Annotated in this window: 26 protein-coding genes; 18 read left to right on the top strand and 8 right to left on the bottom strand. The window is 73.1% G+C overall.

Annotated elements, in window-relative coordinates; genetic code table 11:
- Positions 1-3 precede the first annotated feature (3 nt).
- Complete coding sequence (locus RIN75_RS07110; RefSeq protein ID WP_309110984.1) at positions 4-849, bottom strand: helix-turn-helix domain-containing protein; 846 nt, start codon at positions 847-849, stop codon at positions 4-6.
- A 61-nt stretch (positions 850-910) separates the two neighbouring features.
- Here RIN75_RS07110 and glyA point away from each other — a divergent pair, with 61 nt between their 5' ends.
- Entirely contained in the window at positions 911-2254 is a 1344-nt protein-coding gene (glyA, locus tag RIN75_RS07105) for a DegT/DnrJ/EryC1/StrS family aminotransferase (protein ID WP_309110983.1), read from the top strand.
- Here glyA and RIN75_RS07100 read toward each other — a convergent pair.
- Complete coding sequence (locus RIN75_RS07100; RefSeq protein ID WP_309110982.1) at positions 2241-3194, bottom strand: YafY family protein; 954 nt, start codon at positions 3192-3194, stop codon at positions 2241-2243. The two genes, glyA and RIN75_RS07100, sit on opposite strands and share 14 nt — an antisense overlap.
- A 63-nt stretch (positions 3195-3257) precedes the next feature.
- Between RIN75_RS07100 and RIN75_RS07095 the strand changes: the two genes are divergently transcribed.
- The 4 genes from RIN75_RS07095 to RIN75_RS07080 are packed head-to-tail and all read left to right on the top strand — an operon-like array spanning position 3258 to position 7105.
- Entirely contained in the window at positions 3258-4346 is a 1089-nt protein-coding gene (locus RIN75_RS07095; protein WP_309110981.1) for an epoxide hydrolase, read from the top strand.
- Positions 4343-5398, top strand: a complete 1056-nt coding sequence (locus tag RIN75_RS07090; RefSeq protein WP_309110980.1) for a winged helix DNA-binding domain-containing protein — start codon at positions 4343-4345, stop codon at positions 5396-5398. Before RIN75_RS07095 ends, RIN75_RS07090 begins: the two co-directional genes overlap by 4 nt.
- A gap of 58 nt (positions 5399-5456) precedes the next feature.
- Positions 5457-5978 (top strand): TetR family transcriptional regulator, encoded by a 522-nt coding sequence (locus RIN75_RS07085; protein ID WP_309110979.1) that lies wholly within the window; start codon positions 5457-5459, stop codon positions 5976-5978.
- Positions 5975-7105 (top strand): FAD-dependent monooxygenase, encoded by a 1131-nt coding sequence (locus RIN75_RS07080; protein WP_309110978.1) that lies wholly within the window; start codon positions 5975-5977, stop codon positions 7103-7105. Before RIN75_RS07085 ends, RIN75_RS07080 begins: the two co-directional genes overlap by 4 nt.
- Positions 7106-7121: 16 nt before the next feature.
- Here the strand turns inward: RIN75_RS07080 and RIN75_RS07075 are convergent, their stop codons facing one another.
- Together RIN75_RS07075 and RIN75_RS07070 are read right to left on the bottom strand one after the other, a co-directional pair.
- Positions 7122-8231: a hypothetical protein gene (locus RIN75_RS07075; RefSeq protein WP_309110977.1), complete on the bottom strand. Its 1110-nt coding sequence runs from the start codon at positions 8229-8231 to the stop codon at positions 7122-7124.
- Between the two features lie 467 nt (positions 8232-8698).
- Entirely contained in the window at positions 8699-9598 is a 900-nt protein-coding gene (locus tag RIN75_RS07070) for a LysR family transcriptional regulator (protein ID WP_309110976.1), read from the bottom strand.
- Between the two features lie 89 nt (positions 9599-9687).
- Between RIN75_RS07070 and RIN75_RS07065 the strand changes: the two genes are divergently transcribed.
- The 5 genes from RIN75_RS07065 (at position 9688) to RIN75_RS07045 (ending at position 13044) form a co-directional block, all read left to right on the top strand.
- Positions 9688-10890, top strand: coding sequence for an MFS transporter (locus tag RIN75_RS07065; protein ID WP_309110975.1), 1203 nt, complete (start codon positions 9688-9690; stop codon positions 10888-10890).
- Positions 10887-11084 (top strand): hypothetical protein, encoded by a 198-nt coding sequence (locus tag RIN75_RS07060; RefSeq protein ID WP_309110974.1) that lies wholly within the window; start codon positions 10887-10889, stop codon positions 11082-11084. The genes RIN75_RS07065 and RIN75_RS07060 overlap by 4 nt, the downstream gene beginning before the upstream one ends.
- 159 nt (positions 11085-11243) lie before the next feature.
- A complete protein-coding gene (locus RIN75_RS07055; protein ID WP_309110973.1) occupies positions 11244-12053 on the top strand; it encodes a nitroreductase/quinone reductase family protein in 810 nt (269 codons plus the stop codon).
- Positions 12054-12055: 2 nt separating this feature from the next.
- Positions 12056-12502, top strand: a complete 447-nt coding sequence (locus tag RIN75_RS07050; RefSeq protein ID WP_309110972.1) for a GNAT family N-acetyltransferase — start codon at positions 12056-12058, stop codon at positions 12500-12502.
- Between the two features lie 164 nt (positions 12503-12666).
- Positions 12667-13044, top strand: coding sequence for a DNA glycosylase AlkZ-like family protein (locus RIN75_RS07045; RefSeq protein ID WP_309110971.1), 378 nt, complete (start codon positions 12667-12669; stop codon positions 13042-13044).
- Here the strand turns inward: RIN75_RS07045 and RIN75_RS07040 are convergent.
- Positions 13041-14195, bottom strand: coding sequence for an MFS transporter (locus tag RIN75_RS07040; protein ID WP_309110970.1), 1155 nt, complete (start codon positions 14193-14195; stop codon positions 13041-13043). The two genes, RIN75_RS07045 and RIN75_RS07040, sit on opposite strands and share 4 nt — an antisense overlap.
- Positions 14196-14286: 91 nt before the next feature.
- On the opposite strand from RIN75_RS07040, the gene RIN75_RS07035 reads away from it, so the two are divergent.
- The 4 genes from RIN75_RS07035 (at position 14287) to RIN75_RS07020 (ending at position 17343) form a co-directional block, all read left to right on the top strand.
- A complete protein-coding gene (locus tag RIN75_RS07035; RefSeq protein WP_309110969.1) occupies positions 14287-14727 on the top strand; it encodes a MarR family transcriptional regulator in 441 nt (146 codons plus the stop codon).
- Positions 14724-15686 (top strand): zinc-binding dehydrogenase, encoded by a 963-nt coding sequence (locus RIN75_RS07030; protein ID WP_309110968.1) that lies wholly within the window; start codon positions 14724-14726, stop codon positions 15684-15686. Before RIN75_RS07035 ends, RIN75_RS07030 begins: the two co-directional genes overlap by 4 nt.
- An 83-nt stretch (positions 15687-15769) precedes the next feature.
- Positions 15770-16123, top strand: coding sequence for a YciI family protein (locus tag RIN75_RS07025; RefSeq protein ID WP_309110967.1), 354 nt, complete (start codon positions 15770-15772; stop codon positions 16121-16123).
- Positions 16123-17343, top strand: a complete 1221-nt coding sequence (locus tag RIN75_RS07020) for an RNA polymerase sigma factor (RefSeq protein WP_309110966.1) — start codon at positions 16123-16125, stop codon at positions 17341-17343. Before RIN75_RS07025 ends, RIN75_RS07020 begins: the two co-directional genes overlap by 1 nt.
- Here the strand turns inward: RIN75_RS07020 and RIN75_RS07015 are convergent.
- Positions 17300-18340 (bottom strand): beta-eliminating lyase-related protein, encoded by a 1041-nt coding sequence (locus RIN75_RS07015; RefSeq protein ID WP_309110965.1) that lies wholly within the window; start codon positions 18338-18340, stop codon positions 17300-17302. The two genes, RIN75_RS07020 and RIN75_RS07015, sit on opposite strands and share 44 nt — an antisense overlap.
- A gap of 87 nt (positions 18341-18427) precedes the next feature.
- Between RIN75_RS07015 and RIN75_RS07010 the strand changes: the two genes are divergently transcribed.
- Together RIN75_RS07010 and RIN75_RS07005 are read left to right on the top strand one after the other, a co-directional pair.
- Entirely contained in the window at positions 18428-18982 is a 555-nt protein-coding gene (locus RIN75_RS07010) for an antibiotic biosynthesis monooxygenase (RefSeq protein ID WP_309110964.1), read from the top strand.
- The gene (locus RIN75_RS07005; protein WP_309110963.1) at positions 18957-19535 is read left to right on the top strand and encodes a pyridoxamine 5'-phosphate oxidase family protein; all 579 of its coding nucleotides are present in this window, start codon (positions 18957-18959) and stop codon (positions 19533-19535) included. Before RIN75_RS07010 ends, RIN75_RS07005 begins: the two co-directional genes overlap by 26 nt.
- A gap of 1 nt (position 19536) precedes the next feature.
- Here the strand turns inward: RIN75_RS07005 and RIN75_RS07000 are convergent, their stop codons facing one another.
- Positions 19537-20466, bottom strand: coding sequence for an NADP-dependent oxidoreductase (locus tag RIN75_RS07000; protein ID WP_309111199.1), 930 nt, complete (start codon positions 20464-20466; stop codon positions 19537-19539).
- 74 nt (positions 20467-20540) lie between these two features.
- Positions 20541-21272, bottom strand: a complete 732-nt coding sequence (locus tag RIN75_RS06995; protein ID WP_309110962.1) for a metallophosphoesterase — start codon at positions 21270-21272, stop codon at positions 20541-20543.
- Between the two features lie 100 nt (positions 21273-21372).
- Here RIN75_RS06995 and RIN75_RS06990 point away from each other — a divergent pair, with 100 nt between their 5' ends.
- Positions 21373-22629: a hypothetical protein gene (locus tag RIN75_RS06990; protein ID WP_309110961.1), complete on the top strand. Its 1257-nt coding sequence runs from the start codon at positions 21373-21375 to the stop codon at positions 22627-22629.
- Positions 22626-23603, top strand: coding sequence for a glutamate ABC transporter substrate-binding protein (locus RIN75_RS06985; protein ID WP_309110960.1), 978 nt, complete (start codon positions 22626-22628; stop codon positions 23601-23603). The genes RIN75_RS06990 and RIN75_RS06985 overlap by 4 nt, the downstream gene beginning before the upstream one ends.
- Positions 23604-23606: the final 3 nt, after the last annotated feature.

Below are 23606 nucleotides of genomic sequence, written 5' to 3'. Positions count from 1 at the left end.
GCTCTAACGGCGGCGGGCGAGGCGGGTCAGTTTCAGCGCCAGGTGCAGCTCCAGCCTCGCCCGCCCGTCCGCCGGGTCGCGCCCCGTCACCTCCGCGATCCGGCCCAGCCGGTAGTACAGCGACGTCCGGTGCAGGTGCAGCGCCTCCGCCGTCGCCCGCGCGTCGCACCCCGAGTCCAGGTAGACCTCCAAAGTGGACAGCAACGTCGGCGACAACCCGGCCAGCACCTCCTCCGCCGACCCGCCCAGCAGCAACCGGTACGCGCCCAGCTCCGACCACCGCACCACCCGCGGCAGAGCGGGGTCCAGCGCCGACAACTCCGCCGCCGCCAACGCCTGCTGGTACGCCGCGCCCGCCCGCTCCGGCGGGTGCGGCTCGCTCACCCCCACGTGACCCGGCAACGACGGCACCGGCGCACCCGGCTCCACCGTCCGCACCACCCGCGGCTCCCACGCCACGACCACCCGCACCGGCGACCGGTCACCCACCTCCACCGCCGCCGCCAACGCCGGCAGCCGCCCCGCCACCACCCCGACGTCCACGTCCGCCCCCAACACCCACAGGAACCCGACCAGCACCCCACCCCGCCGCAACGGGAACCCGACCCGCTCGGCGAACCCCAGCTCCGCGTTCGCCGGCACCCGCACCGGCCCGGTCGCCTCCGCCACCCCGTGCCGGTCCTGCCACGCCGCCACCTCCGGCGGCACCCGCCGCGCCAGGATCGCCCGCACCCGCGCCGGGTCCACCTCGTCGGTCTGCGCGCTGTGCCCGACCACCCGCCCGGACACGTCGTCCACCGACACCCCGCGCCCCAGCGCCCGCGACAGCTCGTCCAGCAGCTCCTGCATCCGACAAATGTAGGAAAACCTCCCGACCCGCGGCGCACGCCGGCCCGCCTACCGTCGACACGTGACCACCAGCAGGATCGCCCCGTGGGCCTCGCCGCGCGCCCAGGCCCGACTCGCCGAGGTCGAAGCCGCCGTCTCCGCCGACCTGTCCCCGACGGGCGTCGCCGACACCGTCCGCAAAGCCCTCGACGCCCACGCCGCCCAGGTCGACGACGACGGCATCGTGCTCTACGCGGGCACCAACGTGCTCAGCCCCGCCGCCGCGGCGGCCACCCTGCCCACCCTGTCCAACCGGCCCAGCATGGGTTGGCCCGGCGAGAAGTACCAGGTCGGCCTCGACCACCTGGACACCCTCGAAGTCCTCGCCCCGCTGCTGGTCGCCGACCTCATGGAAGGCGCGCACGCCGAAGTCCGCCTCCAGAGCGCCACCCTCGCCAACCTCGCCGTCTACACCGCCTTCGCGCGACCCGGCGACACCATCGCGGTGCTCCCCGAAGCCGCCGGCGGGCACGCCAGCCACCACGCCCAGGGCGTCCCCGCGGTGCGCGGCCTGACCGTGGTCGACCTGCCCTACGACCCCGCCCGCCTCGACCTCGACTACGCGGCACTACCGGGTTTCCTGCGCGAACACCGGCCGAAGATCGTCGTCATCGGCGCCAGCATGATGCTGTTCCCGCACGACGTCCCCGCCGTCCGCCAAGCGGCCGACGAGATCGGCGCGATCCTGCTCTACGACGCCTCCCACATGGCCGGACTCGTCGCCGGCAGGGTCTTCCAGCGCCCCCTGCACGAAGGCGCGCACGTCCTGACCTTCTCCACCTACAAGTCCTTCGGCGGCCCCTCCGGCGGCTGCGTCGTCACCCGCGACCCCGCCCTGGCCCAACGCGTCTCCACCGTCGCCTACCCCGGGATGCTCGCCAACTACGACGCCGGCCGCCTCGGCTCCCTCGCCGTCACCGCCGCCGAACTCGCCGCCCACGGCCCCGCCTACGCCCAGGCCTGCGTCCGAAACGCCCGAACCCTCGCGAAAGCCCTGGCCGACGAAGGGTTCACCGTGGTCGGCCGCGACGGCGAACACACCCGCTCCCACCACCTCGCCGTCGACGCCCACGACCTCGGCGGCGGCGACACCGCGGGCCTGCTGCTCGGCGAAGCCGGGATCTACCTGTCCGGCATCGGCCTGCCCTGGCAACACCCCGACGAGGGCCTGCGCGGCCTGCGCATCGGCACCCAGGAGATCACCCGCCGCGGCTTCACCCCCGCCGACCAACCCGCCATCGCCACCCTCGTGCGCCGCGCCCTGCTCGACCGCGAAGCCCCCGAACAGGTCCGCGCCGACGCCATCGCCCTGCGCCGCGAGATCAACGCACGCCAGGCCAACCCGCACCAGGTCAACCCGCGCTAGGCCGCACCGCACGCGCGAACCGGTCCGCCAGAGCACCCACCCGCTCCACCAGCTCCGGCGGACCGGTCACCTCGAAGTCCGCCTCCAGCATCCCCAGGTACACCGCCAGCAACCCCGGCGTGTCCGCCCCGACGCTGAGCACGCACCTCCCCTCGTCCACCGCCTCCACCGCCGCCGCCGGGACCTTCGCCGCCACCTCCTGCGCCGGCGCGTGCACCAGCACGTCCGCCCGGCACTTCCACGTCGCCGTCACCAGCCCCCGCGACACGTACGCCGCCAGATCGGGGGAGGGCAGCTCCCGCGGCGCGAACCGCGGCCCGGTCGGCACCCGCGGCGTCACCCGGTCCGCCCGGAACGTCCGCCAGTCACCCCGCTCCAGGTCCCACGCCACCAGGTACCAGCGGCCCCGCGCGTGCACCAGCCGGTACGGCTCCACCCGCCGCAACGACACCACACCGTCGTGCGAGGAGTAGTCGAACCGCAGCACCTCCCGCGCCCGGCACGCCGCCCCCAACGCCGTCAACACCTCCGCCGCCACCACCGGACCCGACGCCGCCGCCGGCACCGTCACCCCGACCAGCCCGTTCACCCGGTGCCGCAACCGCGACGGCAGCACCTGCTCCAGCTTCGCCAACGCCCGCGCCGAGGTCTCCTCGATCCCCGACACCCCGCGCGCCGTCCGCAACCCGATCGCGACCGCCACCGCCTCCTCGTCGTCCAGCAGCAACGGCGGCAGCGCCGCACCAGCCCCCAACCGGTAGCCACCGGCCCGCCCCGGCGTCGCGTGCACCGGATACCCCAGACCCCGCAGCCGCTCGACGTCGTTGCGCACGGTCCGCGTGGTCACCGCCAACCGCTCCGCCAACTCCGGCCCCGACCAGTCCCGCGGGGTCTGCAACAACGACAAGAGCCGCAACAGCCGCGCCGAGGTGTCCGTCATACCGCCAATATTGCCGGAAAACGCGGAACGATCCTTTCCGCAATGCCTCCTACCGTGGACACCATGACGATCACCGAGTTCCGCGTCGACATCCCGCAGACCGACCTGGACGACCTGCGCCACCGCCTCACCCGCACCCGCTGGCCCGTCCAGACCACCACCGGCTGGGAGCGCGGCGTCCCCGTCGAGTGGCTGCGCGAGATCACCGCCTACTGGGCGCACGACTACGACTGGCGCGCCCGCGAAGCCGAACTCAACGCCTTCCCGCAGTTCACCACCGACGTCGACGGCCGCCGCGTGCACTTCCTGCACGTCCGCTCCGCCAACCCCGACGCCCCCGCCCTGCTGCTGGTCCACGGCTGGCCCGGCTCACCGGTCGACTTCACCCGCCTGATCCCGCTGCTGCCCGACTTCCACCTGGTCGTGCCGTCCCTGCCCGGCTTCGGGTTCTCCGACCCCGGCGGCGGCGTCCGCCAAGCCGCCCACGCCCTCGGCGTCGTCATGCAACGCCTCGGCTACGACCGCTACTTCGCCCAGGCCGGCGACGCGGGCGCGGGCGTCATCGGCGCGCTCAGCAACCAGCACCCCGACCGGGTGACCGCCCTGCACGTCAACGGCCCCAGCCCCATGCCGTTCGGCCCGCCCCTGGAGGTCGAGAAGTTCACCGGCCGCGACCGCGAGCGCGCCGAGCGGTTCAACACCCTGCGCCAGACCGGCCTGGGCTACCTCCAACTCCAGACCACCCGCCCGCACACCCTCGGCTACGGCCTGCACGACTCCCCGGTCGCCCAACTCGCGTGGATCGCCGAGAAGTACGCCGAGTGGACCGACCCCGCTTTCGTGTTGCCGGACCAGGCCATCGACCGCGACCTGCTGCTGACCAGCGTCAGCGTGCACTGGTTCACCGGCACCGGCGCGACCTCCGCCCAGTTCCTCTACGAGAGCATGAACTCCGCCGACCCGTGGGCCGCCCCCGCCGCACCCACCGGTTTCGCCGTCTTCGCGGGCGACCTGGGCATCCGCAGCCTCTACGACCCGGACGGCGTCCTCCCGCACTGGACCGAGCACGACCGCGGCGGGCACTTCCCGGCCATGGAGACCCCCGAGCTGCTGGCGGAGGACGTGCGACTGTGGCTCGGGAACTTCAAGTGATCACGCGACGCGGCCTCAACCGCACCCTCCTGCACCGGCAGTCCCTGCTGGAGCGCACCGACCTGCCCGTCACCGCGATGGTCGAGCGGCTGGTCGGGATGCAGGCCCAGGAACCCTTCTCCGCCTACTACGGCCTGTGGTCCCGGCTGCGCGACTTCACGCCCGACGACCTCGGCGACCTGCTCACCGACCGGACCGTCGTGCGCGCCCCGCTGCACCGCGCCACCATCCACCTCGTCACCGCCGCCGACCACGCCCGCGTCGAACCCGTCGTGCGGGACCTGCTGCGCCGCCGGTTCACCTCGTCCCCGTTCAAGTCGATCCTCCCCGGCCTCGACCTGGACGAGTTCACCGCCGTCGCACACGCCCTCCTGGTCGAGCAGCCCCGCACCCGCGCCGACCTGGCCCGCGCTCTTGTCGAACGATGGCCCGACCGCGACGCCGAGTCCCTGGGCACCGCCGTGTCCTACCTGCTGCCCGTCGTCCAGGTCCCGCCCCGTGGCGTGTGGGGACGCTCGGGCCGCGCGATGTGGGCGGCGGCCGACCACTGGCTCGGCACACTCGGTTCCGAAGCCGACGCGGAGGGGTTCCTGCGCCGCTACCTGGCCGCCTTCGGGCCCGCCACCGTCAAGGACATGACCCTGTGGTCCGGCCTGACCCGCCTCAAGGACGTCGTGCGCGGCATGGACCTGGCGGTCGTGCGCGACGAGGACGGCCGCGAGCTGTTCGACCTGCCCGACGCGCCGCTGGTCGACCCCGACACCCCGGCGCCCGTGCGGTTCCTGCCCGAGTTCGACAACCTCCTGCTCGGCCACGACGACCGCACCCGGGTCATCTCCGACGAGGACTACCGGCGGGGGATCGTCATCGGCGGCAAGCCGACCCTGCTGGTCGACGGGTTCGTGCACGGCATCTGGAGCGTCGGCGACGGCCTGGACGTGCGGATCTTCCGGCCTGTGACCGACGCCCAGCGCTCGGACGTCATGGAGGAGGGCGCCCGGCTGCTGAAGTTCGCCGAAGCCTCCGGCGACGTGCGCATCACCCCCGCCTGAGCCGGGTTTGGACGATCGTCCAGTACGATCGTCCAAACCGATGTCGTGGAGGTGGGGGATGACGGTCCGGGACCGGCTGCTCGCGGCAGCCGCCGAACTCATCGCGGAGAAGGGCTGGGGCGCGGTCAGCACACGGGTGCTGGCCGAGCGGGCGGGCGTGGGGTCGGGGGTGGTGCACTACCACTTCGACTCCACCCAGGCCGTGCTGGTGCAGGCGTCGGTCGGGGCGTTGCGGGAGGCCCTGTCCGGGTTGCCCGCGCTGCTGGAGTCGGCCGCCGACCCGGAGTCGGCGCTGGACGCCCTGCTCGCGGCGTTGGACGAGGCCGGCGGGCAGGAGTTGTTCATCGAGACCTTCCTGGCCGCGACCCGCAACGACGAGTTGCGTGCGGCGGTGGCCGGGGTCCTCACGGAGTTCCGGGCCGCTTTGGCGGTGTGGCTGGCCGAGCGGGGCGTGCCGACGCCGGCGGAGACCGCGGCCGTGCTGGCGGCGGCGGTGGACGGGGTGCTGCTGCACCGCGCCTTGGACCCGGAGTTGTCGCGCGCGGTGGTCGTGCCCGTGCTGGCGAGGGTGCTGCGGTGAAGGTCGTCGTGTGCGGGGCCGGGATCGCCGGTCTCACCCTCGCCTGCCGCCTGGGTGCGGCCGGCCACACCGTCGTCGTGGTCGAACGCTCACCGGGCCCGCGCCCCGAGGGCTACATGATCGACTTCTTCGGCCCCGGCTTCGACGTGGCGGACCGGCTCGGGCTGCTGCCCCGCGTGCACGAGTTGGGCTACCGGTTCATCGAGGCCGGGTACCACGACGAGACGGGCCGGCGCCGCGCCGGCCTGAACTTCGAACGGTTCGCGCGGACCCTCGACGGCCGCATGATCAGCATCATGCGCCCCGACGTCGAACTCGTCTTGCGTGAAGCCCTGCCACCGTCGGTCGACCTGCGCTACGACTCAGCCGTTGCAGCCGTCGACAACCGGACCAACGGCGTATCGGTGACGTTGTCCGACGGCACCACCCTCGACGCGGACCTGCTGGTGGGCGCCGACGGCATCCACTCCACCGTGCGACGACTGGTCTTCGGCGACGGCTTCGTCCGCCACCTGGGTTTCCACACCGCGGCCTTCATCTTCACCGACCCCGAGGTGCACGCCCTGGTCGGCGGCCGGTTCTGCCTGACCGACACCGTGGGCCGCCAGGTCGGCTGCTACGGCCTGCGCGACGGCCGAGTCGCCGCCTTCACCGTCCACCGCACCGAGAACCCGGAGCTACCGGCCGACCCGCAGGCCGCCGTCCGCGCCGCCTACGCCGGCATGGGCTGGATCGTGCCCCGCGCACTCGCCCAATGCCCACCGCAGCTGTACTACGACCAGGTAGCCCAGGTAGTCATGCCCCGCTGGCACAAGGATCGGGTCGTCCTGGTCGGCGACGCATGCGGCGCGGTCTCCCTGCTCGCCGGACAGGGCGCGTCCCTGGGCATGGGCGGCGCTTTCGTCCTAGCCGACCACCTGGACGACCTCGCGGCCTACGAGCACCTCTGGCGCCCGGTGGTCGAGGAAAAACAACAGGTGGCCCGCAACGGCGCCCGCTGGTTCCTCCCGTCCACCACCGCCCGCCTACGCGCCCGCCGAGTGGCAATGCGCCTGGCGAGACTCCCGTGGATCGACCGCCGGATCGCCGTCAGCCTGGTAGGCAAACCCACCGCCCTGATCTCCTAACCACCCACCCCATCTCCTAGCCGCCCACCTGGTCGCCGCCGCTCTGCCGGGTCTGCTGCCGAAGCGCGGCGAGTTCGGCTGAGGCCCGATCCCACTGGGCCTCAGCCCGCTCGGCGCGGGCGAGGGTCTGCGCCCGGGCTTCCTCCAACGCCGCCACCCGCTCAGCGGTAACCCGCTCAACCTGCTCGACCCGCTCAGCCGCAGCCCGCTCGACGTGCTCCACCCGCTCCCGCAACACCTGCCGCTCAGCCACCAACTCCGCCCGAGCCCTTTCAGCCTCCCGCTCAGCCCGCCCCACCGCAGCGACAGCCCGCTCAACCTCCACCCGCGCCAACTCAACCCGCCGCCCAGCCTCGGCCTGCGCCTGCTCGACCTCGGCCCGCGCGTCCCTCCGCGCCCGCTCGACCGCCGCCGCAGCCTCGTCGCGCACCTTCCCGACCACGACTTCGGCCTCGCCCCGCGCCCGCTCGACCGCCGCCTCGGCCTCGCTGCGCACTCTCTCAACAGTTGCCTTCGCCTCGGCGCGTACGCGTTCCACCTCGTCCCGCGCCTCCGCCTGCGCCCGCTCGACGTCCGCCCGCGCGGCCTCCCGGACCTGCTCGACCTCCTTCACCGCCTGCCGCCGCGCCTGCTCAGCCGCCCGCACCGCATCGGCCTGCGCCTGCTCGACCCGAGCCTCGGCATCCCGGCGGATCTCCTCGACCACCGAGGCCGCCTCGGTCCGCGCTGCCGCGATGGCGGCCTCAGCCCGCTGGACGGCGGCAGTCGCCTCGGCCCGAGCCGCGTCCCGCTGCTCGAAGGCGACCGCCGCGTCCTGCTCCGCCTTCTCCGCCGCCCGGACCGCGTCCTCGGTGGTCTCCTCAGCCACCCGCCGCGCCTGCTCGGCGTCCCGCCGCCGTCGTTCGGCCTTGGCCAGTGCCCCTTCGGCCTCGGCAACCTTGCGCGCCGCTTCCGCCTCAGCCGCCTGCACCTGCGCCTCGGCCACCGCGGGATCGGCGATGGTCGACAACTGCTCCACGGCCGAACTCAACGTCCCCGACATCTGCTCGGCCAGCACCCGGAACCGCTCCAGCAATTCCTCGGCCCTGATCTTGCCCGCGGTAACCCCCTGCGGAACTTTCGTCACGGTGACGTTTTCCTCGCCCCCGCCCGCTTCCTCCTGCTGAGCCAACCGCTGGCGCTCCCGCCAAGCCCGCCACCGCGTGTGCTCCGCCAGATCGCAGTACTCCGAGGGCCGCCCAGGCCCACCTCCACGCAGCACTGGCCGCGTACATCCGGGGTAGTTGCAGGTCGCCGCAGGGCTGTCGGTCGTCGTCACGGCGATATCGTAGCACTATTCCGTCATTTCAAACGTTATGGCACGCAACGCAACGTTACCCGACAGCGGGATGATGACTTCCGATAAGTGAACCTTATCGGAAGTTAGGATTCGGGCGGATTGAGTGGAACGGAGCGGCGGGTCGCCGGGGCTCGGACTAGGGGTCGGCGTGCGGAAATCGGCACCTGCGGCGCCCATCGCCGCCGGCCAGGGCTACGACCGGGTCCGGCTGGCCCGGGACTCCGCGAACCCTGTCCCCTCCCGTGCGGTGGGTGCTAGTCGGCTGAACTCGCCCGGCACACCGCGACCACGGTGGTGCGCAGCCAGTGGTGGGCGGGGTCGGCGTCGAGGCGGGTGTGCCAGAGCAGGGACACGGTCACCTGGGGCGCGGGGAACGGCAGGTTGAACGTGTGGAGGTGTTCGCGCAGCGGGGCGGTGTGGCGGGACGGGACTGTGGCCACCAGGTCCGACGCCCTGGCCAACGCCAGCGCCGCGCCGAAGCCGTCGACCACCGTCACGACCTCGCGGTGGTGGCCGGTGGGATGCAGCGCCTCGTCGACCAGGCCCTCGGTCAGGCCGCGGCGGGAGACGTTGACGTGGCGGGCCTGCGCGTAGCGCTCGATCGTGACGGGGCCGGTTGCCAAGGGGTGTTGCGGGCGGACCACGCCCACGAACGTGTCGGAGAACAGCGGCGTGTCGAGGATGTCCGGGGATAGCGGGTCCTCGACGACCGCGGTGTCCAGGTCGATGGTGTCGCGCAGGGGTCCGGGGTTCTTCGTCGTCTTGCGCAGGAAACGCAGGCGCACGCCGGGCGCGGTGGCGCCGACGCGGGCGACCAGCTCGGGGCCGAACGCCTCCACCAAACCGTCGCTGCTGCGGATGGTGAACGTCCGGGACAGCGAAGCCAACTCCAAGCGGTGCGCCGGGCTCAGCACATCCTCCGCCTCCCGGACCAAGGCCCGAACCCGGTCACGCAGTTCCAGGGCGCGCGGGGTCGGCACCAGGCCCCGGCCTGCCTTCACCAGCAACGGGTCGCCGGTCGCGCGGCGCAGTCTGGCCAGTGCCCGGCTCATCGCGGACGGGCTCAGCGCCAGCCGCTGACCGGCCCTGGTCACGCTGCCCTCCTCCAGCAGGACGTCGAGCGTGATCAGCAGGTTCAGGTCCGGGCGCGCCACGGGTCGCGACGATACCTGGCGTCCGGTGCACAGGTGGCTTTACATCTGTGCGTCTTCCGACATGCCAGGGGCGGCCATACGTTCCGGGCATGAGATCACCCGCTGCCGCGCTCACCGCGCTCTCGCTGTCGATGCTGCTGCCGTCACTGGGCATCAGCATCGCCAACGTCGCCCTGCCCACCCTCTCCACGGCGTTCGACGCGTCCTTCTCCGCCGTGCAGTGGGTGGTCGTCGCCTACCTGCTGACGATCACCGTGCTGGTCGTGGTGCTCGGCCGGCTCGGTGACGTGTTCGGGCGGCGGCGGTTGCTGGTGGGTGGGATCGGGGTGTTCACCGCCGCCACGCTGCTGTGCGGGCTCGCGCCGACGCTGCCGCTGCTGGTGGCCGGTCGGGCGCTCCAGGGTGTCGGCGCGGCGTGCATGATGGCGTTGACCGTCGCGTTCGTCGGCGAGACGGTGCCGAAGGACCGCACCGGCCGCGCGATGGGCCTGCTGGGCACCATGTCCGCGATCGGCACCGCGACCGGTCCGGCGTTGGGCGGCGTGTTGATCGCGGTCGCCGGGTGGCCCGCGATCTTCCTCGCCGTCGTCCCGCTCGGTGTCGTCGCCCTGGTCTTGGCGCACCGCGTGCTGCCCGCCTCGCCGCCGCGCAAGGCCGAGCGGACGGGTGCGGTGCTGCGGGAGGTGGTCCGGGACCGGGCGCTGGTGGCCGGGTTGACCGCGAGCGCGCTGGTGTCGGCGGTCATGATGACCACGCTGGTGGTCGGCCCTTTTCACCTGTCCGGGGTGCTGGGCCTGACCCCTGCCCTGGTCGGGCTGGTGATGTCGGCGGGACCGGCGGTGTCCGCGCTGACCGGTGTGCCGGCCGGCCGGGCGACGGACCGCTTCGGCAGCCGGACCATGGTCGTGGCCGGGTTGAGCGGGATCATCGGCGGGGCGCTGGTGCTGGCGTTCGTGCCGCCGTCGTTCGGGGTCGCCGGTTACGTGCTGCCGCTGGTTGTGGTCACCGCCTCCTACGCCGTCTTCCAGGCCGCGAACAACACCGGCGTGATGAAGGACGTGCCGGCGCGCGACCGGGGCCTGGTGTCGGGCATGTTGACGTTGTCGCGCAACTTCGGGCTGATGACGGGTGCGTCGCTGATGGGCGCTGTGTTCGCCTTCGTCGCGGGGGATGTCACCTCGGCGGCGGAGGCGGCTCGCGGGACGCGGTGGACGTTCGTCGTGGCGGCGGGACTGGTGGCGATCGGACTCGCCGTCGTGCTGCGGTCGCGTTCCCGGATGCTGGTGGCATGAGCATCCGAACGGTGTCGTCGAAGGTCGTCTACGAGAACCGGTGGCTGTCGGTGCGGGAGGACCGGATCGAGTTGGCGGACGGGTCGGCCGGGCTGTACTCGGTGGTCGACAAGCCGGACTTCGCGTCCCCCACGCTCACCGCCTACCTCCTGCTGACGCTGAAGGAAAGATCGTTGCGGAACGCGAACGGGTGAGGCTAGAGTCCGTGCCGTGACTGCCGGGTCGGCCATGGGCCACTACCGAGACGGGCACCCGGCTCAGGTTTGAGCAGCGGGCGGGCCAGGGGTCCGCCGCACCTCCGGGAACCAGACGACTGTCCTTTGTGTACCGTCATCCCGGAGGGAAACCCTTTTATGACACTTGATTTCAACCAGCAGGTCATCGACGAGTTCCGCGCCAACCACGGCCGTGTCGGCGGCTTCTTCGAGGGCGCGCGCCTGATCCTGCTCACCACGACGGGCGCGCGGTCCGGCCGCCCGCACACCGTGCCGCTGGGTTACCTGCCCGACGGCGACCGCGTCCTGGTCATCGGCTCGGCGGGCGGATCGGACCGGCACCCGGCCTGGTACCACAACCTCGTCGCCGACCCGAAGGCCACCGTGGAGGACGGCGTCTTCACCTACGAGGCGAAGGCGACCGTCCTGCGCGGCGAGGAGCGGGACGCGGTGTTCGCCCGGGCCGTGGAGGCCGACGCCGGGTGGGGCGAGTACCAGGCCAAGACCAGCCGGGTCATCCCGGTGGTGGCGCTGGAGCAGGTCGCGGGCGGCCCGCCGAACGCGGCGTCGTTCGGGGAGGCGCTCAAGCTGCTGCACGACGCGTTCCGCCGTGAACTGGCGTTGATCCGCACCGAGGCCGCGCAGGCCGGGCCGCGGATCGGGGCGCAGCTGCGGGTGAACTGCCTGACGCTGTGCCAGGGCTTGGAGTTCCACCACCGTTCGGAGGACGGGGGCATGTTCCCGGCGTTGGCCGACCGCTATCCGGAGCTGGAGCCGGTGATGGCGCGGCTGCGGGAGGAGCACGCCACGATCGCCCGGCTGCTGGAGGAGTTGCGGGCGGCGTTGGACGGTGACGGCGTGCTCGCCGAGGTCGACCGGCTCATCACCGAGCTGGAGAACCACTTGGTGTACGAGGAAGAACAGCTCATCCCCCTGCTGGACGGGTGATCGTGACCGAACTGGACCTCACCGACGAGTCCACCGCCCGCGCGGTGCACCGGATCGGCCTGCGCGCCTACGCCGTGGAGGCGGCGCTGATCGGCTCGGACGCGATCCCGGCGCTGCACGAGACCCCGGAGGACGTGCGCGCCCTGCCGCTGCGGTGGCTGGGCGCGCACGTGGACGGTGTGCTCGCCGGGTTCGTCGGCTTCACCCGGGAGGACGGGGTGGTCGACGTCGACCGGCTGTGCGTGCACCCGGACTTCTTCCGCCGGGGCCTGGCGCGGCGGCTGGTGGGCGCGGTGCTGGACCTCGGTGACCCGGTGACGGTGTCCACCGGCGCGGACAACGGGCCGGCGGTCGCGTTGTACGAGCGGTTGGGGTTCGAGCGGGTCGGCACGGTCGAGCCGGAGCCGGGGTTGTTGCTGGCGTTGTTCAGGCACCCGGGACAGCACTGAGCATCGGCCGGGTCCGGGCACCGTCACCGCCCGGTTGGCCGCTACCCCCAGCGCCTGCATCCACCGCGGCCACTTGCCCCGGAACGCCTCTCCATCACCGGGTCACCCGCCCGCGGTCCCGTCCGCGCCACGACCTCGTCGGTCGACTCCGCCGCGGGCGCGCTGTGCTACGCGCCGAACAAGGGGCGCTGTTCCCGGGGTGGGCGGCGGAGCGGGCGTTGGCGGGTGGTCAGGCGGGGAACTTCCCGGTGGTGCTGGTGGACGGGGTCGTGGGCGGGGTGTGGCACCAGCGGCGGTCGGGGCGGCGGGTCGTGGTGACGGTGGAGATGTTCGACGAGGTGGGTGCGCGGCGGGGGCGTCAGCTGGAGGAGCAGGTCGAGCGGGTCGGGGCGGTGGTGGAGGGGCGGTGGTGGAGGGGCGGTGGTGGAGGGGCGGGTGGAGTGGTCGCTGGGGCCGGTGTCGGTCGGGCCGCACGCCTAGCCCGCCAGGGCGCCCGGACGGTTGGCCGCACGCCTGGTTCGCCAGGTGCGCAGCACGCCTAGCTCGCCAGGGTGACGCCGGCGGACGCGCCGATCTGCATGCTGACCGGGACGGTCGCGCCGGCCACGCCGGTGTCCGGGCCCGCGTCGAGGGTGGCGGTGTTGTTCGCGGTGGCCATGACCCAGCCGCCGCCCAGGCCCATCAGGATCATGGCGGGCAGGACCGTGGTCGGGTAGTCGCCGTTGCCGAGCCAGAGCAGCGCCACGGCCGAGGCGGCCAGGACCAGACCGGTGACCAGGGGGAACGGGATGCGGACCCGGGCGGACAGGAGGATGGCGGCGGTGTGGGGCAGGAACGCCAGGCCGGCCAGGGCGGGGCTGAGGCCCATGGTGTCCTGCAAGTGGAACGTGAGCGTGTAGAGGACGCCGAAGGACGCCGTCGACAGCGTCAGCACCGACAGGTACGCGGCGGCGCGCGGGCGGTGGCGGAGGATGCGGGGTGGGAGCAGCGGGGTCGGGGTGCGGTGCTGGTGCCACCAGAACACCGCCAGCGGGATGATGCCGAACCACCAGCCGTGGACGATCATCGCCAGGCCCGCGGTGGCCAGGCCCGCGCCGACGCCGTCGATGCGCCCACCCGTGCCGGGGGTCGGGAGGACGGTGAGCAGCACGCCGGCCAGGGCGACGGCGGCCAGCGGCAGGCTGATGAACATGCTCCAGCGCCAGCCCAACGCCTCCGTGAGCGTGCCGCCGAGGATCAGGCCGACGCCGGACGAGCTGCCCATGATGGTGCCCCAGATGCCGAACGCCCTGGCCCGGTCGTCGGGTGTGGTGAACGACGTGCCCAGCAGGGCCAGCGCGGCCGGGGTGTAGAGCGCGCCGAACAGGCCTTGCAGGGCGCGGGCGGCGATGATCATGGGGCCGTTGGCGGCCAGGCCGCCGAGCAGGGACGCCGCGGCGAAGCCGACCACGCCGACGACCAGGCACCGGCGGCGGCCCAGGAGGTCGGACAGGCGTCCGCCGACCAGCAGGCAGCCGCCGAAGGCCAGGGCGAACGCGGCGACGACCCAGCGGGTGCCGTCGTCGGACAGGTGCAGGTCGTGGCGCAGGGACGGCAGCGCGATGGTCACGATCGTGGCGTCCACGGCGATCATGAGTTGGCCCAGGCCCAGGGCGATCAGGCCCCACCAGCGGCGGGTGTCGGTCAGCAGCACGGCGCCCCCTAGAAGGTTGGTTACACCAATGTTGGTTGCGCCAACGCTAGTCGATCGTTGGTGTCGCCAACAAGTGGGTAGACTGCGGCGCATGGAGTCGAGAGGGGCGCCCGCGCGGTTGCGGCGCACACCGAGCTGGCTGATCAACGAGGTCGCCGTGCACGCGACCCGGCTGGTGTCCGAGGGCTTCGCCTCGGCCGAGTCGCGCCGCTACCACTACAAGCTCCTGGCCACCCTGGACGAGTTCGGGCCCGCCAGCCAGGCCGACCTGGGCCGGCGCGGCGGGGTGGACCGCAGCGACGTCGTGGCCGCGGTCAACGAGCTGGCCGAGCGCGGGTTCGTCGAGCGCGCGGTGGACCCGGCCGACCGGCGGCGCAACATCGTCACCATCACCGCGGCGGGCGCCGAGCACCTGCGGCACCTGGACGAGGTGCTGGCGGTCGCCCAGGACGCGCTGCTCGCGCCCCTGTCCGCCGCCGAGCGGCAGGAGCTGGTGCGGATGCTGTCGCGACTCGCGGAGCACCACTCATGAGGGCGGTCGTGCTGAGCGGGCCCGGCCCGGTGGAGAACCTGTCGCTGGTCGAGCTGCCGGTGCCCGAGCCGCCGGAGGGGTGGGTGCGCATCCGGGTGCGGGCGTTCGGGATCAACCGGTCCGAGCTGCACACCCGGCTGGGCCTGGCCGAGGGCGTGGTGTTCCCGCGCGTGCCCGGGATCGAGGCCACGGGCGTGGTGGACAGCGACTGCGACCTGCCGCGCGGGCAGCAGGTGGTGGCGATGATGGGCGGCATGGGGCGGGTGTTCGACGGCGGGTACGCCGAGTACGCGGTGGTGCCGCGGGCGTGCGTCGTGCCGTTCGACTCGGAGTTGCCGTGGGAGGTGCTGGGGGCGATCCCGGAAACCCTCCAGACCGCCTACGGCTCGCTGACCACGGGGCTGGACCTGCGTGGCGGGCAGACCCTGCTGATCCGCGGCGGCACCTCTGCGTTGGGTTTCGCCGCCACGGCGCTGGCCAAGGACCTCGGGGCGACGGTGCTGGCCACGACCCGTTCCGCGGACCGGCTGGGAGTGCTGCGCGAGCACGGCGCAGACCACCCGTTGGTGGACGACGGCGAGGTGGCGGCGCAGGTCAGGGCGCTGTGCCCGGACGGTGTGGACGCGGCGCTGGAACTGGTCGGTACCCCCACGTTGCCCGACACGCTGGCCGCGACCCGGGTGCACGGGACCGTGTGCTTCACGGGGATGCTGTCCAACCAGTGGCTGGTGCGCGACTTCTACCCGATCGGGTATCTGCCCAAGGGTGTGCGGCTGACGGCTTACAGCGGTGAGGCGGCCGACCTGCCCGCGGAGGTGCTCCAGCGGTATCTCGACCAGGTGGCGGCGGGCGAGGTTTCCGCCGGGCCGAGGACGGTGTACCGGTTGGAGGACATCCGGGCCGCGCACGACGACCTGGAGCACAACCGGCGCGTCGGCAAGCTCGTCGTCGTCCTGTAGCGGCTGAAGAAGTTCGGGGGTGGGTGTCGAATACGGGTTCGGCCGTTCGTGTAAAGGGCGAACCGACCCACGGGAGGAACGTCATGACGCACTACCTGATCAGCGTGATCGAGCCGACCGGCTACGACATCCCCGAGCCGGACGTGCTGGAGAAGATCATGCACGACGTGGAGGCCGTCGACCGCGACATGCGCGAGCAGGGCGTGTGGGTGTTCGCGGGCGGGCTGCACGGGCCCGAGGCGGCGACCACGTTGCGGCCGGACAACGGCGAGGTGCTGGTCACCGACGGGCCGTTCGTCGAGGCCAAGGAGCACATCGGCGGGTTCTCCATCATCGACGTGCCCGACCTGGACGCGGCGCTGGAGTGGGGGCGCCGGATGAGCGTGGCGTGCACGTTGCCGGTCGAGGTGCGGCCGTTCCACACCCTGCCGGGCTGATGGGCGACCCGGTCGAGGAGGTGTTCGGCCGGGAGTACGGGCGTTCGGTGGCCGTCCTGGTCCGCGTGTTCGGCGACGTCGACATCGCCGAGGAAGCGGTCCAGGACGCGTTCGCCGAGGCCGTGCGCCGGTGGCCGGAGACCGGTGTGCCGCCCAGCCCCGCCGGCTGGATCATCACGACCGCCCGCAACCGGGCGGTGGACCGGCTGCGCCGCGAGGCCCGCCGGGACGACAAGCACGCCCAGGCCGCGCTGCTGCACGCCCGTGACGAACCGGAGGTCCCCGTGGTGGGCGACGACCGGTTGCGGCTGATCTTCACCTGCTGCCACCCCGCCCTGGCGCTGCCCGCGCGGGTCGCGTTGACGCTGCGCCTGCTGGGCGGGCTGACCACGGCGGAGATCGCGCGGGCGTTCCTGGTGCCCGAGGCGACCCTGGCGCAGCGGCTGGTGCGCGCCAAGAACAAGATCCGCGACGCCCGCATCCCCTACCGGGTGCCCGGCGAGGCCGAGCTGCCCGACCGGCTGCGGGCCGTGCTCGCGGTGGTGTACCTGGTGTTCAACGAGGGCTACTCCGCCTCGCGCGGCGAGCACCTGGTGCGCCGGGACCTGTGCGTGGAGGCGATCCGGCTGGGTCGGCTGCTGGTGGAGCTGATGCCCGACGAGCCCGAGGCGGTCGGGCTGCTCGGGCTGATGCTGCTCCAGCACGCCCGGCTGCCCGCGCGGGTGTCCGACGACGGCGGGCTGGTGCGGCTGGCCGACCAGGACCGGTCCCGGTGGGACGCCGACCTGCTGGCCGAGGGGCGGGCGCTGGTGCGGTGGTGCCTGCGGCGCGGCCGGCCCGGGCCGTACCAGATCCAGGCCGCGATCAACGCCGTGCACAGCGACCCGCCGCCCACCGACTGGCGGCAGGTGGTGGCCCTCTACGACCAGCTCATGGCCTGCGCGCCGTCTGCCGTGGTGGCGCTGAATAGGGCGGTCGCCGTGGCAGAGGTCGACGGGCCGGCGGCCGCAATGGACCTTGTGGACGCGCTGTCCCTGGGTAACTACCACCACTTCCATGGTGTCCGGGCGGAACTACTGCGCAGACTGGGGCGCGCGGACGAGGCGGCACGGGCTTACCGGCGGGCTTGGGAGCTGGCCGGGAACGAGGCGGAACGATCACTGTTGGCGCGGGCACTCAGCGAAGTCGGCGGAGCAGCTCCGCCACCTCCTCCGGCGTGAACTCGAGCGCCAGGTGCCCGATGGTCAGCTCCACCGCGCAGGTGCCGGGCGCGACCGACTTGGGGAACCGGGGCAGTTCGATCCCGGTCTCCGCCAGCAGTCTCCCCGCGGCGGGCTTGACCGCCTCGCGCGGCACCGGCAGGTGGATGTGGAACAGCGGTGTCTGCGGCACGTCCGGCACGGTACGCGCATAGCCGTCGGCGTTGACGGCCGCGGCTATCGCGCGGGCGTGCGCGAGGAACTCCGGCATCCGCGGCAGGGTCTCCGAAAGCCCCAGGTCGGCGGCCACCGCGAGCGGCCACAGGTCGGGCAGGTTGCCGCCCAGTCGCGTTCGCCACACCCCGGCGTGGTCGATGGTGTCCTGGTCACCGGCCAGGATCGCGCCCCGGAGGCCCTCCAGGCCCTTGTACAGCGACACGTACACGGTGTCGAACAGGGCGGCGATCTCGGCGTGCGGCCGGTCGTAGTAGGGCTGCGCCTCCCACAGCCGGGCGCCGTCGACGTGGGTGGCCGCGCCGCGCTCGGCGGCCCACTTGGTCTGGGCGACCAGGTCGTCCCACTCGGGCAGCAGGCCGCCGATCTCCCGCTGCGGCAGCTCCAGCAGCAGGGTGGACACCGGTTCCTTGATCCCGTCGAGGTCGTCGGTGGTGATCAGGCCGTTGGGGTCGCCGACCGGCCGGTGCACGAGGTGGTGGACGGCGTTGTAGCCCTGCTGCTCCCACAGCGCGACGTGCGCGGTGGGGTGGGCGGCGAAGGTGCGGTGGCCGGTGCGGTCGGCGTGGATGCGCAGCGCGACCTGCTGCGCCATGGTGCCCGAGGGGAAGAACAGGGCCGCGGGCTTGCCCAGCAGGGCCGCCACCCGGGTCTCCAGGTCCTTGACCGGCTCGTCGGGGCGGGTGCCCGGCGGGACGCGGTCGAGCAGGCGGCGCAGCGTGGCGTGGGGGTCGCGGCGCAGCCGGGAGTGCTGGACGAGGGACCGGCGGATCTCGGGTGCCATGCGCGCGAGTCTGCCACCGGGCGGCAACAGCTTTTCCAGTCGACTGACTGATTCGGCGGACGACCTGCGGTTCGTAGCGTGCTGGTCGTGAAACCTGATCTGGGGCGCGCCGACGCCGACGTCATCCTGGTGGCACCGTTCTCCGACGAGTTCGCCGACCGGCCGGCCGGTCTGGTGGCCGCGCACCGGCTGGTGGGCGAGGAAGGCGACGAGGTGACCGTCGCCCAGTGGTCTCAGCCGGCGCAGCGGGACGGGTTCACCGCCTACCGCCGGTACCGGTCGATGTCGCGGGAGGGCCTGGAGCCGGGCTGCGTGGTGCTGGTGAGCGTGGAGTTGACGCCGGGGACCGCGCCGGAGTGGGTCGACCTGGTGTTCGACGCGCTCGCCGCCGAGCAGGACCCGCACCCCGGCGGCATCTCCGGCCACTTCCACGTCAGCGACGACGGTTCGAAGGTGCTCAACTACGCGGAGTGGGTGTCCGCCGAAGCTCATGTCGAGGCGCTGACCCGCGGGAACGGGTCGGTGGGCGTCAACGAGCGGTGGCAGCGCGTTCACGGTTTCCACGGGTTGAAAAGTTCTACCGTGCGGCGGTACCGGCTCGCGCATACTGGCGATCATGGGCAAGGTCTACGAGCGCATTGACGGAAGGTTGAAGAAGTTCATCGAGGCACAGCCGATGTTCTTCACCGCGACCGCCCCGCTGGCGGCCGACGGTCACGTGAACCTCTCCCCCAAGGGCCGCGCGGGCACGTGGCGGGTCCTGGACGAGCAGCGGGTGGCCTACCTGGACTTCGGCGGGTCGCACGCGGAGACCATCGCCCACCTGCGGGAGAACGGCCGCATCACGCTCATGTGGTGCGCGTTCGAGGGGCCGCCGAACATCGTGCGGGTGCACGGCGTGGGCGAGCCGGTGTTCCGCGACGACCCCCGGTTCGCCGAACTGGTCGAGGGGTTCGGGGCGGCGGACGGGCCGGGGCTGCGGGCCGTGGTGGTGGTGACCGCGAAGCTGATCAGCGACACCTGCGGGTTCGCCGTGCCGTTCCTGGACTACCGGGGCGACCGGACCCTGCACGCCGAGCACTTCGGCCGCAAGACCGACGAGGAGTTCCGCGCCTACTGCGAGACCAAGCCGTTCAACCACGAGAGCATCGACGGCCTGCCCGCGGTGCCCCTGCCCCTGCCGCCGCGCCCGTAGCTCAGTCGACGGTCAGCACGATCTTGCCGCGGGTGCGGCCGGTCTCCAGCAGTTCGTGGGCCTTCGCGGCCTGCTCCAGCGGCAGCACGGTGTCCAGTTCGGTGCGCAGGGCACCCCGTTCGACCAGGTCCGCGAGGGCGAGCAGGCCGTGGCGGTCCGGTTCGCACAGCACCGCGGCGGTGCGGACGCCGGTGCCGGCCGCGGCGGCGTCGAGGGTGTCCCGGGAGCGGCCCAGGATGGTGACCACGATGCCGCCCGGTTTGACCGTCGGCACGGATCGGGCGCCGATGTCCTCGCCGACGGTGTCGAAGGCCACGTCCACGTCCCGGACCACGTCGGCGAAGTCGACCGCGGTGTAGTCGACGACCTCGTCGGCGCCCAGCGACCGGACGAAGTCGTGCTTGGCCGCGCCGGCGGTGGCGATGACGTGCGCGCCCCGCGCCTTGGCGATCTGCACGGCGACGTGCCCGACACCGCCCGCGCCGGCGTGCACGAGGACGCGTCGGCCGGGCCGGACGTCGGCGGTCTCCACGAGGCTCTGCCACGCGGTCAGCCCGACCAGCGGCAGGGCCGCGCCGTGCGGGTGGTCCAGGGCGGCGGGCTTGTGCACGAAGTGCCGGGACGGGGCGACGACGTACTGCGCGTAGGCGCCGGCCTCGTGCGGGAACCGGGGCATGCCGATGACCTCGTCGCCGGGCGCGAACAGGGTGACGCCGAACCCGACTTCCTCGACCACGCCCGACACGTCCCAGCCCAGCACGCACGGCGGGGTCAGGAACCCGCCGTTGGCGCGGGTCTTGGCGTCGACCGGGTTGACCCCGGCGGCGTGGACGCGGACCAGGACCTCGGTGGGGCCCGGTTCGGGGACCGGTCGGGCGACCTCGTGCAGCACGTCGGGTCCGCCGAGCCGGTCCTGGCTGATGGCGCGCATGGTGCTCATGACCACGATCCTCATCGACGTCGCCGCGGCCCGGCCAGTCGGGCGCGGGCCAAGGTCCGCAAAGTTCAGGCCACGACCCGGTAGTGGGTGGTCAGCCGCCGGTCGTCGGACAGCACGTGGAAGGCGACGGCGGGCGGCAGGTCCAGGTCGATGACCCGGTCGGACTCCCACGGCAGCAGCAGCGTGCTGGCCACGCCGGGCGCGACCCGCAGCGGAATGCCCGCGAACGTCGAGGCCGCGCCGGTGTGGGCGTGCCCGCACAGCACGCCGACCACGTTGTCGTGCCGGAGCAGCACCTCGGCCAGGCGGTCCTCGCCGAACTGGCGGATGCCGTCGATCATGGACTGGTGCAGGGTCACCGGCGGGTGGTGGAAGCACACGAACGTCGGCGCGCCCTCCCCCAGCACGCCGTCCAGCCAGGTCAGGGTGTCGTCGTCGAGCAGGCCGTCGTCGCGGCCGGGGATGGACGAGTCGCACAGCGCGAACACCACGTCACCGACCTTCTCCACCTGGTTCACCGGCTCCGGACCCGCCGACCCGCCCAACAGCACGCGGCGGAAGTTTCCACGGTCGTCGTGGTTGCCCGGCAGCAGCAGGACGGGGAACTTCGAGGTCAGGTGCTCCCGCGCCGCTTCGTACTCGGAGGTGAGGCCGTGGTCGGCGATGTCCCCGGTGACCAGGACCGCGTCCAGCCGGCCCGGCAGGCCGTCGAGGTAGTCCATGACCCGCCGGACCCGGCCTGCGGCGCGCGGGCCGCCGTCGAAGTGGGTGTCGCTGAGGTGCGCGATGACCGTCACTGCGTCGAGCGTAGTGACCGAACGGCCCCCTGTCCGATCACGGTGGATCTACGCTAACGGTGTGGCGTGTGGCGCCGATCACCTCGGAAAGGGGGCGGTCGTGCTGGTCGAAGCTCAGCGGAACCCCGTGCGCCGGGTGACCGGGCTCGCGCGCAGCACGCCGGGCCGGTTCACCCTGCTGGCGCTGCTGCTGGTCGTCTCGACGCTGCTGGTCGGCGCGCTGACCGCGTCCTCGGTGCAGCGCCGCTCGGACGCGCTGACCGCGCTGGCCGACCGCAGCGAGCCGCTGGCGTTCGCCGCGCAGGAGGTCTACCGGGCGATGGCCGACGCCGACGCCACGGCGGCCAGCGCGTTCCTGTCCGGCGGTGTGGAGTCGGCGGCGCTGCGGCAGCGGTACGAGGCGGACGTGGCCAAGGCCGCGGCGGCGCTGTCCACCGCGACCGGCGAGATCACCCGGTCACCGGAGCTGGTCGACGCGCTGTCGACGCTGTCCGGGCAGCTGCCGGTGTACACGGGGCTGGTCGAGACGGCGCGGGCGCACAACCGGCAGGGCAACCCGGTGGGCGCGGCCTACCTGCGGGAGGCCTCGACCCTGATGCGCGACCGGCTGCTGCCCGCCGCCCAGTCGCTGTACCGGACGGAGAACGCGAACGTGGCCCGCGACCTGGGCGGGGCGACGACGTTGCCGTGGCTGGAGCTGCTGCTGGGCGCGGCGCTGCTGGCGGTGCTGGTGGCGGCGCAGCGGTACCTGACCCGCAAGACCAACCGGCTGCTCAACGTCGGGCTGGTGGCGGCGACCGCGGCGTCGGTGGTGTCGTTGCTGTGGGTGCTGGGCGCGTCGGTGGTGGCGGTGTCGGGCGCGTCGTCGAGCCAGGACGACGCCGAGGTGGTGGACGTGCTGGCCCGCGCCCGGATCGCGACCCTGGCCGCACGCGGCAACGAGACGTTGACGCTGGTGGCGCGGGGCAGCGGCAAGGAGTATGAGGAGGCCTACGCCGCGCGCGCGGAGGAGTTGCAGGGCCTGCTGGCGCGGGCCGGCTCGGACAAGGCGCGGGCGGACTTCGTGCGCTGGCAGGACGCGCACGTGCGGCTGCGGGAGGCCGACGACCGGGGTGACTACACCGCGGCGGTCGGGTTGGCGCTGGGGCCGGGGCCGGACGGGGCGGCGGAGGCGTTCGACGCGCTGGACACCGACCTGCGGGAGTCGCTGGACGCGGCGCGGGCCGGGTTGACCGAGTCGATCGCGCGGGCACGGGGCGCGTTGACCGGCGCGGTGCCGGCGGTGGTGCTGTTGGCGCTGGTGGCGGCGGTCGCGGCGGCGGCGGGCCTGTGGCAGCGGCTGAAGGAGTACCGATGAAGCGCGCGGGGGTGCGGGCGTTGCTGGCCGGCGTGGTGGCGGCGGTGGCCGCCGCGTGCGCGCCGGTGCCGAGCGCGGCGCCGGACATCGGCGGGGCGTCGGCGGTGGTGCCGAGGCCGGCGAACGCGACCGAGCTGACCGCTCCGCCCAGTTCGGCCGCGGCGGCCGTGCCGTCGTGCGACGCGACGGCGAGCCTGCGGCCGCAGGGTGCGTTGCCGGCGGTGGGGCAGATGCCGGCGGGGTCGACGATGGAGCGGATCGTGCGCAGCGGCCGGCTGCGGGTCGGGGTGGACCAGAACACCTACCTGATGGGGTTCCGCAACCCGTTCTCCGGGCAGTTGGAGGGCTTCGACGTCGACATGGCGCGGGAGGTCGCGCGGGCGCTGTTCGGCGACCCGGAGAAGATCCAGTTCAAGGTGCTGACCTCCGAGCAGCGCATCCCGGCGCTGGAGAACGGCGAGGTGGACATCGTCGTCCGGACGATGACGATCAACTGCGAGCGGTGGCAGAAGGTGAACTTCTCCACCGTGTACTACCAGGCCGGGCAGCGGGTGCTGGTGCCGTCGTCGTCGGACGCGACCGGGATCGAGTCGTTGGGGGGGAAGAAGGTGTGCGCGACCCGGGGGTCGTCGTCGCTGGTCAACGTGGCCAACGCGCCGTCGCGGCCGATCGCGGTGGAGGTGCCGAACTGGACCGACTGCCTGGTGATGCTCCAGCAGGGCCAGGTCGACGCGATCTCCACCGACGACACGATCCTGGCCGGGTTCGCCGCGCAGGACCCGTACACCAAGATCGTCGGGCCCCAGTTCACCGCCGAGCCCTACGGGATGGCGATGCCCAAGGCGTCGGAGGACTTCGTGCGGTTCGTCAACGCCCTGCTGGAGCGGCTGCGCGCGGACGGCACGTGGGCGACGATCCACCGGCGGTGGCTGGGTGAGCCGCCCGCGCCGCCGGTCGCGAAGTACCGGGACTGAGCC

Source organism: Saccharothrix sp. (assembly GCF_031180885.1).
Classification (GTDB): Bacteria; Actinomycetota; Actinomycetes; order Mycobacteriales; family Pseudonocardiaceae; genus Actinosynnema.
This window is presented reverse-complemented; position numbering and strand designations above follow the sequence as displayed.

Bases quoted from the DNA above. Each gene is read 5' to 3' on its own strand.
- RIN75_RS07060 (WP_309110974.1), top strand. From the start codon at position 10,887: ATGAGCATCCGAACGGTGTCGTCGAAGGTCGTCTACGAGAACCGGTGG.
- RIN75_RS07025 (WP_309110967.1), top strand. From the start codon at position 15,770: ATGACGCACTACCTGATCAGCGTGATCGAGCCGACCGGCTACGACATC.
- RIN75_RS07110 (WP_309110984.1), bottom strand. From the start codon at position 849: ATGCAGGAGCTGCTGGACGAGCTGTCGCGGGCGCTGGGGCGCGGGGTG.
- RIN75_RS06985 (WP_309110960.1), top strand. From the start codon at position 22,626: ATGAAGCGCGCGGGGGTGCGGGCGTTGCTGGCCGGCGTGGTGGCGGCG.
- RIN75_RS07000 (WP_309111199.1), bottom strand. From the start codon at position 20,466: ATGCGCGCCATCAGCCAGGACCGGCTCGGCGGACCCGACGTGCTGCAC.
- RIN75_RS07055 (WP_309110973.1), top strand. From the start codon at position 11,244: ATGACACTTGATTTCAACCAGCAGGTCATCGACGAGTTCCGCGCCAAC.
- RIN75_RS07020 (WP_309110966.1), top strand. From the start codon at position 16,123: ATGGGCGACCCGGTCGAGGAGGTGTTCGGCCGGGAGTACGGGCGTTCG.
- RIN75_RS07100 (WP_309110982.1), bottom strand. From the start codon at position 3,194: ATGACGGACACCTCGGCGCGGCTGTTGCGGCTCTTGTCGTTGTTGCAG.
- RIN75_RS07085 (WP_309110979.1), top strand. From the start codon at position 5,457: ATGACGGTCCGGGACCGGCTGCTCGCGGCAGCCGCCGAACTCATCGCG.
- RIN75_RS07035 (WP_309110969.1), top strand. From the start codon at position 14,287: ATGGAGTCGAGAGGGGCGCCCGCGCGGTTGCGGCGCACACCGAGCTGG.
- RIN75_RS07095 (WP_309110981.1), top strand. From the start codon at position 3,258: ATGACGATCACCGAGTTCCGCGTCGACATCCCGCAGACCGACCTGGAC.
- RIN75_RS07065 (WP_309110975.1), top strand. From the start codon at position 9,688: ATGAGATCACCCGCTGCCGCGCTCACCGCGCTCTCGCTGTCGATGCTG.
- RIN75_RS07005 (WP_309110963.1), top strand. From the start codon at position 18,957: ATGGGCAAGGTCTACGAGCGCATTGACGGAAGGTTGAAGAAGTTCATC.
- RIN75_RS07030 (WP_309110968.1), top strand. From the start codon at position 14,724: ATGAGGGCGGTCGTGCTGAGCGGGCCCGGCCCGGTGGAGAACCTGTCG.
- RIN75_RS07015 (WP_309110965.1), bottom strand. From the start codon at position 18,340: ATGGCACCCGAGATCCGCCGGTCCCTCGTCCAGCACTCCCGGCTGCGC.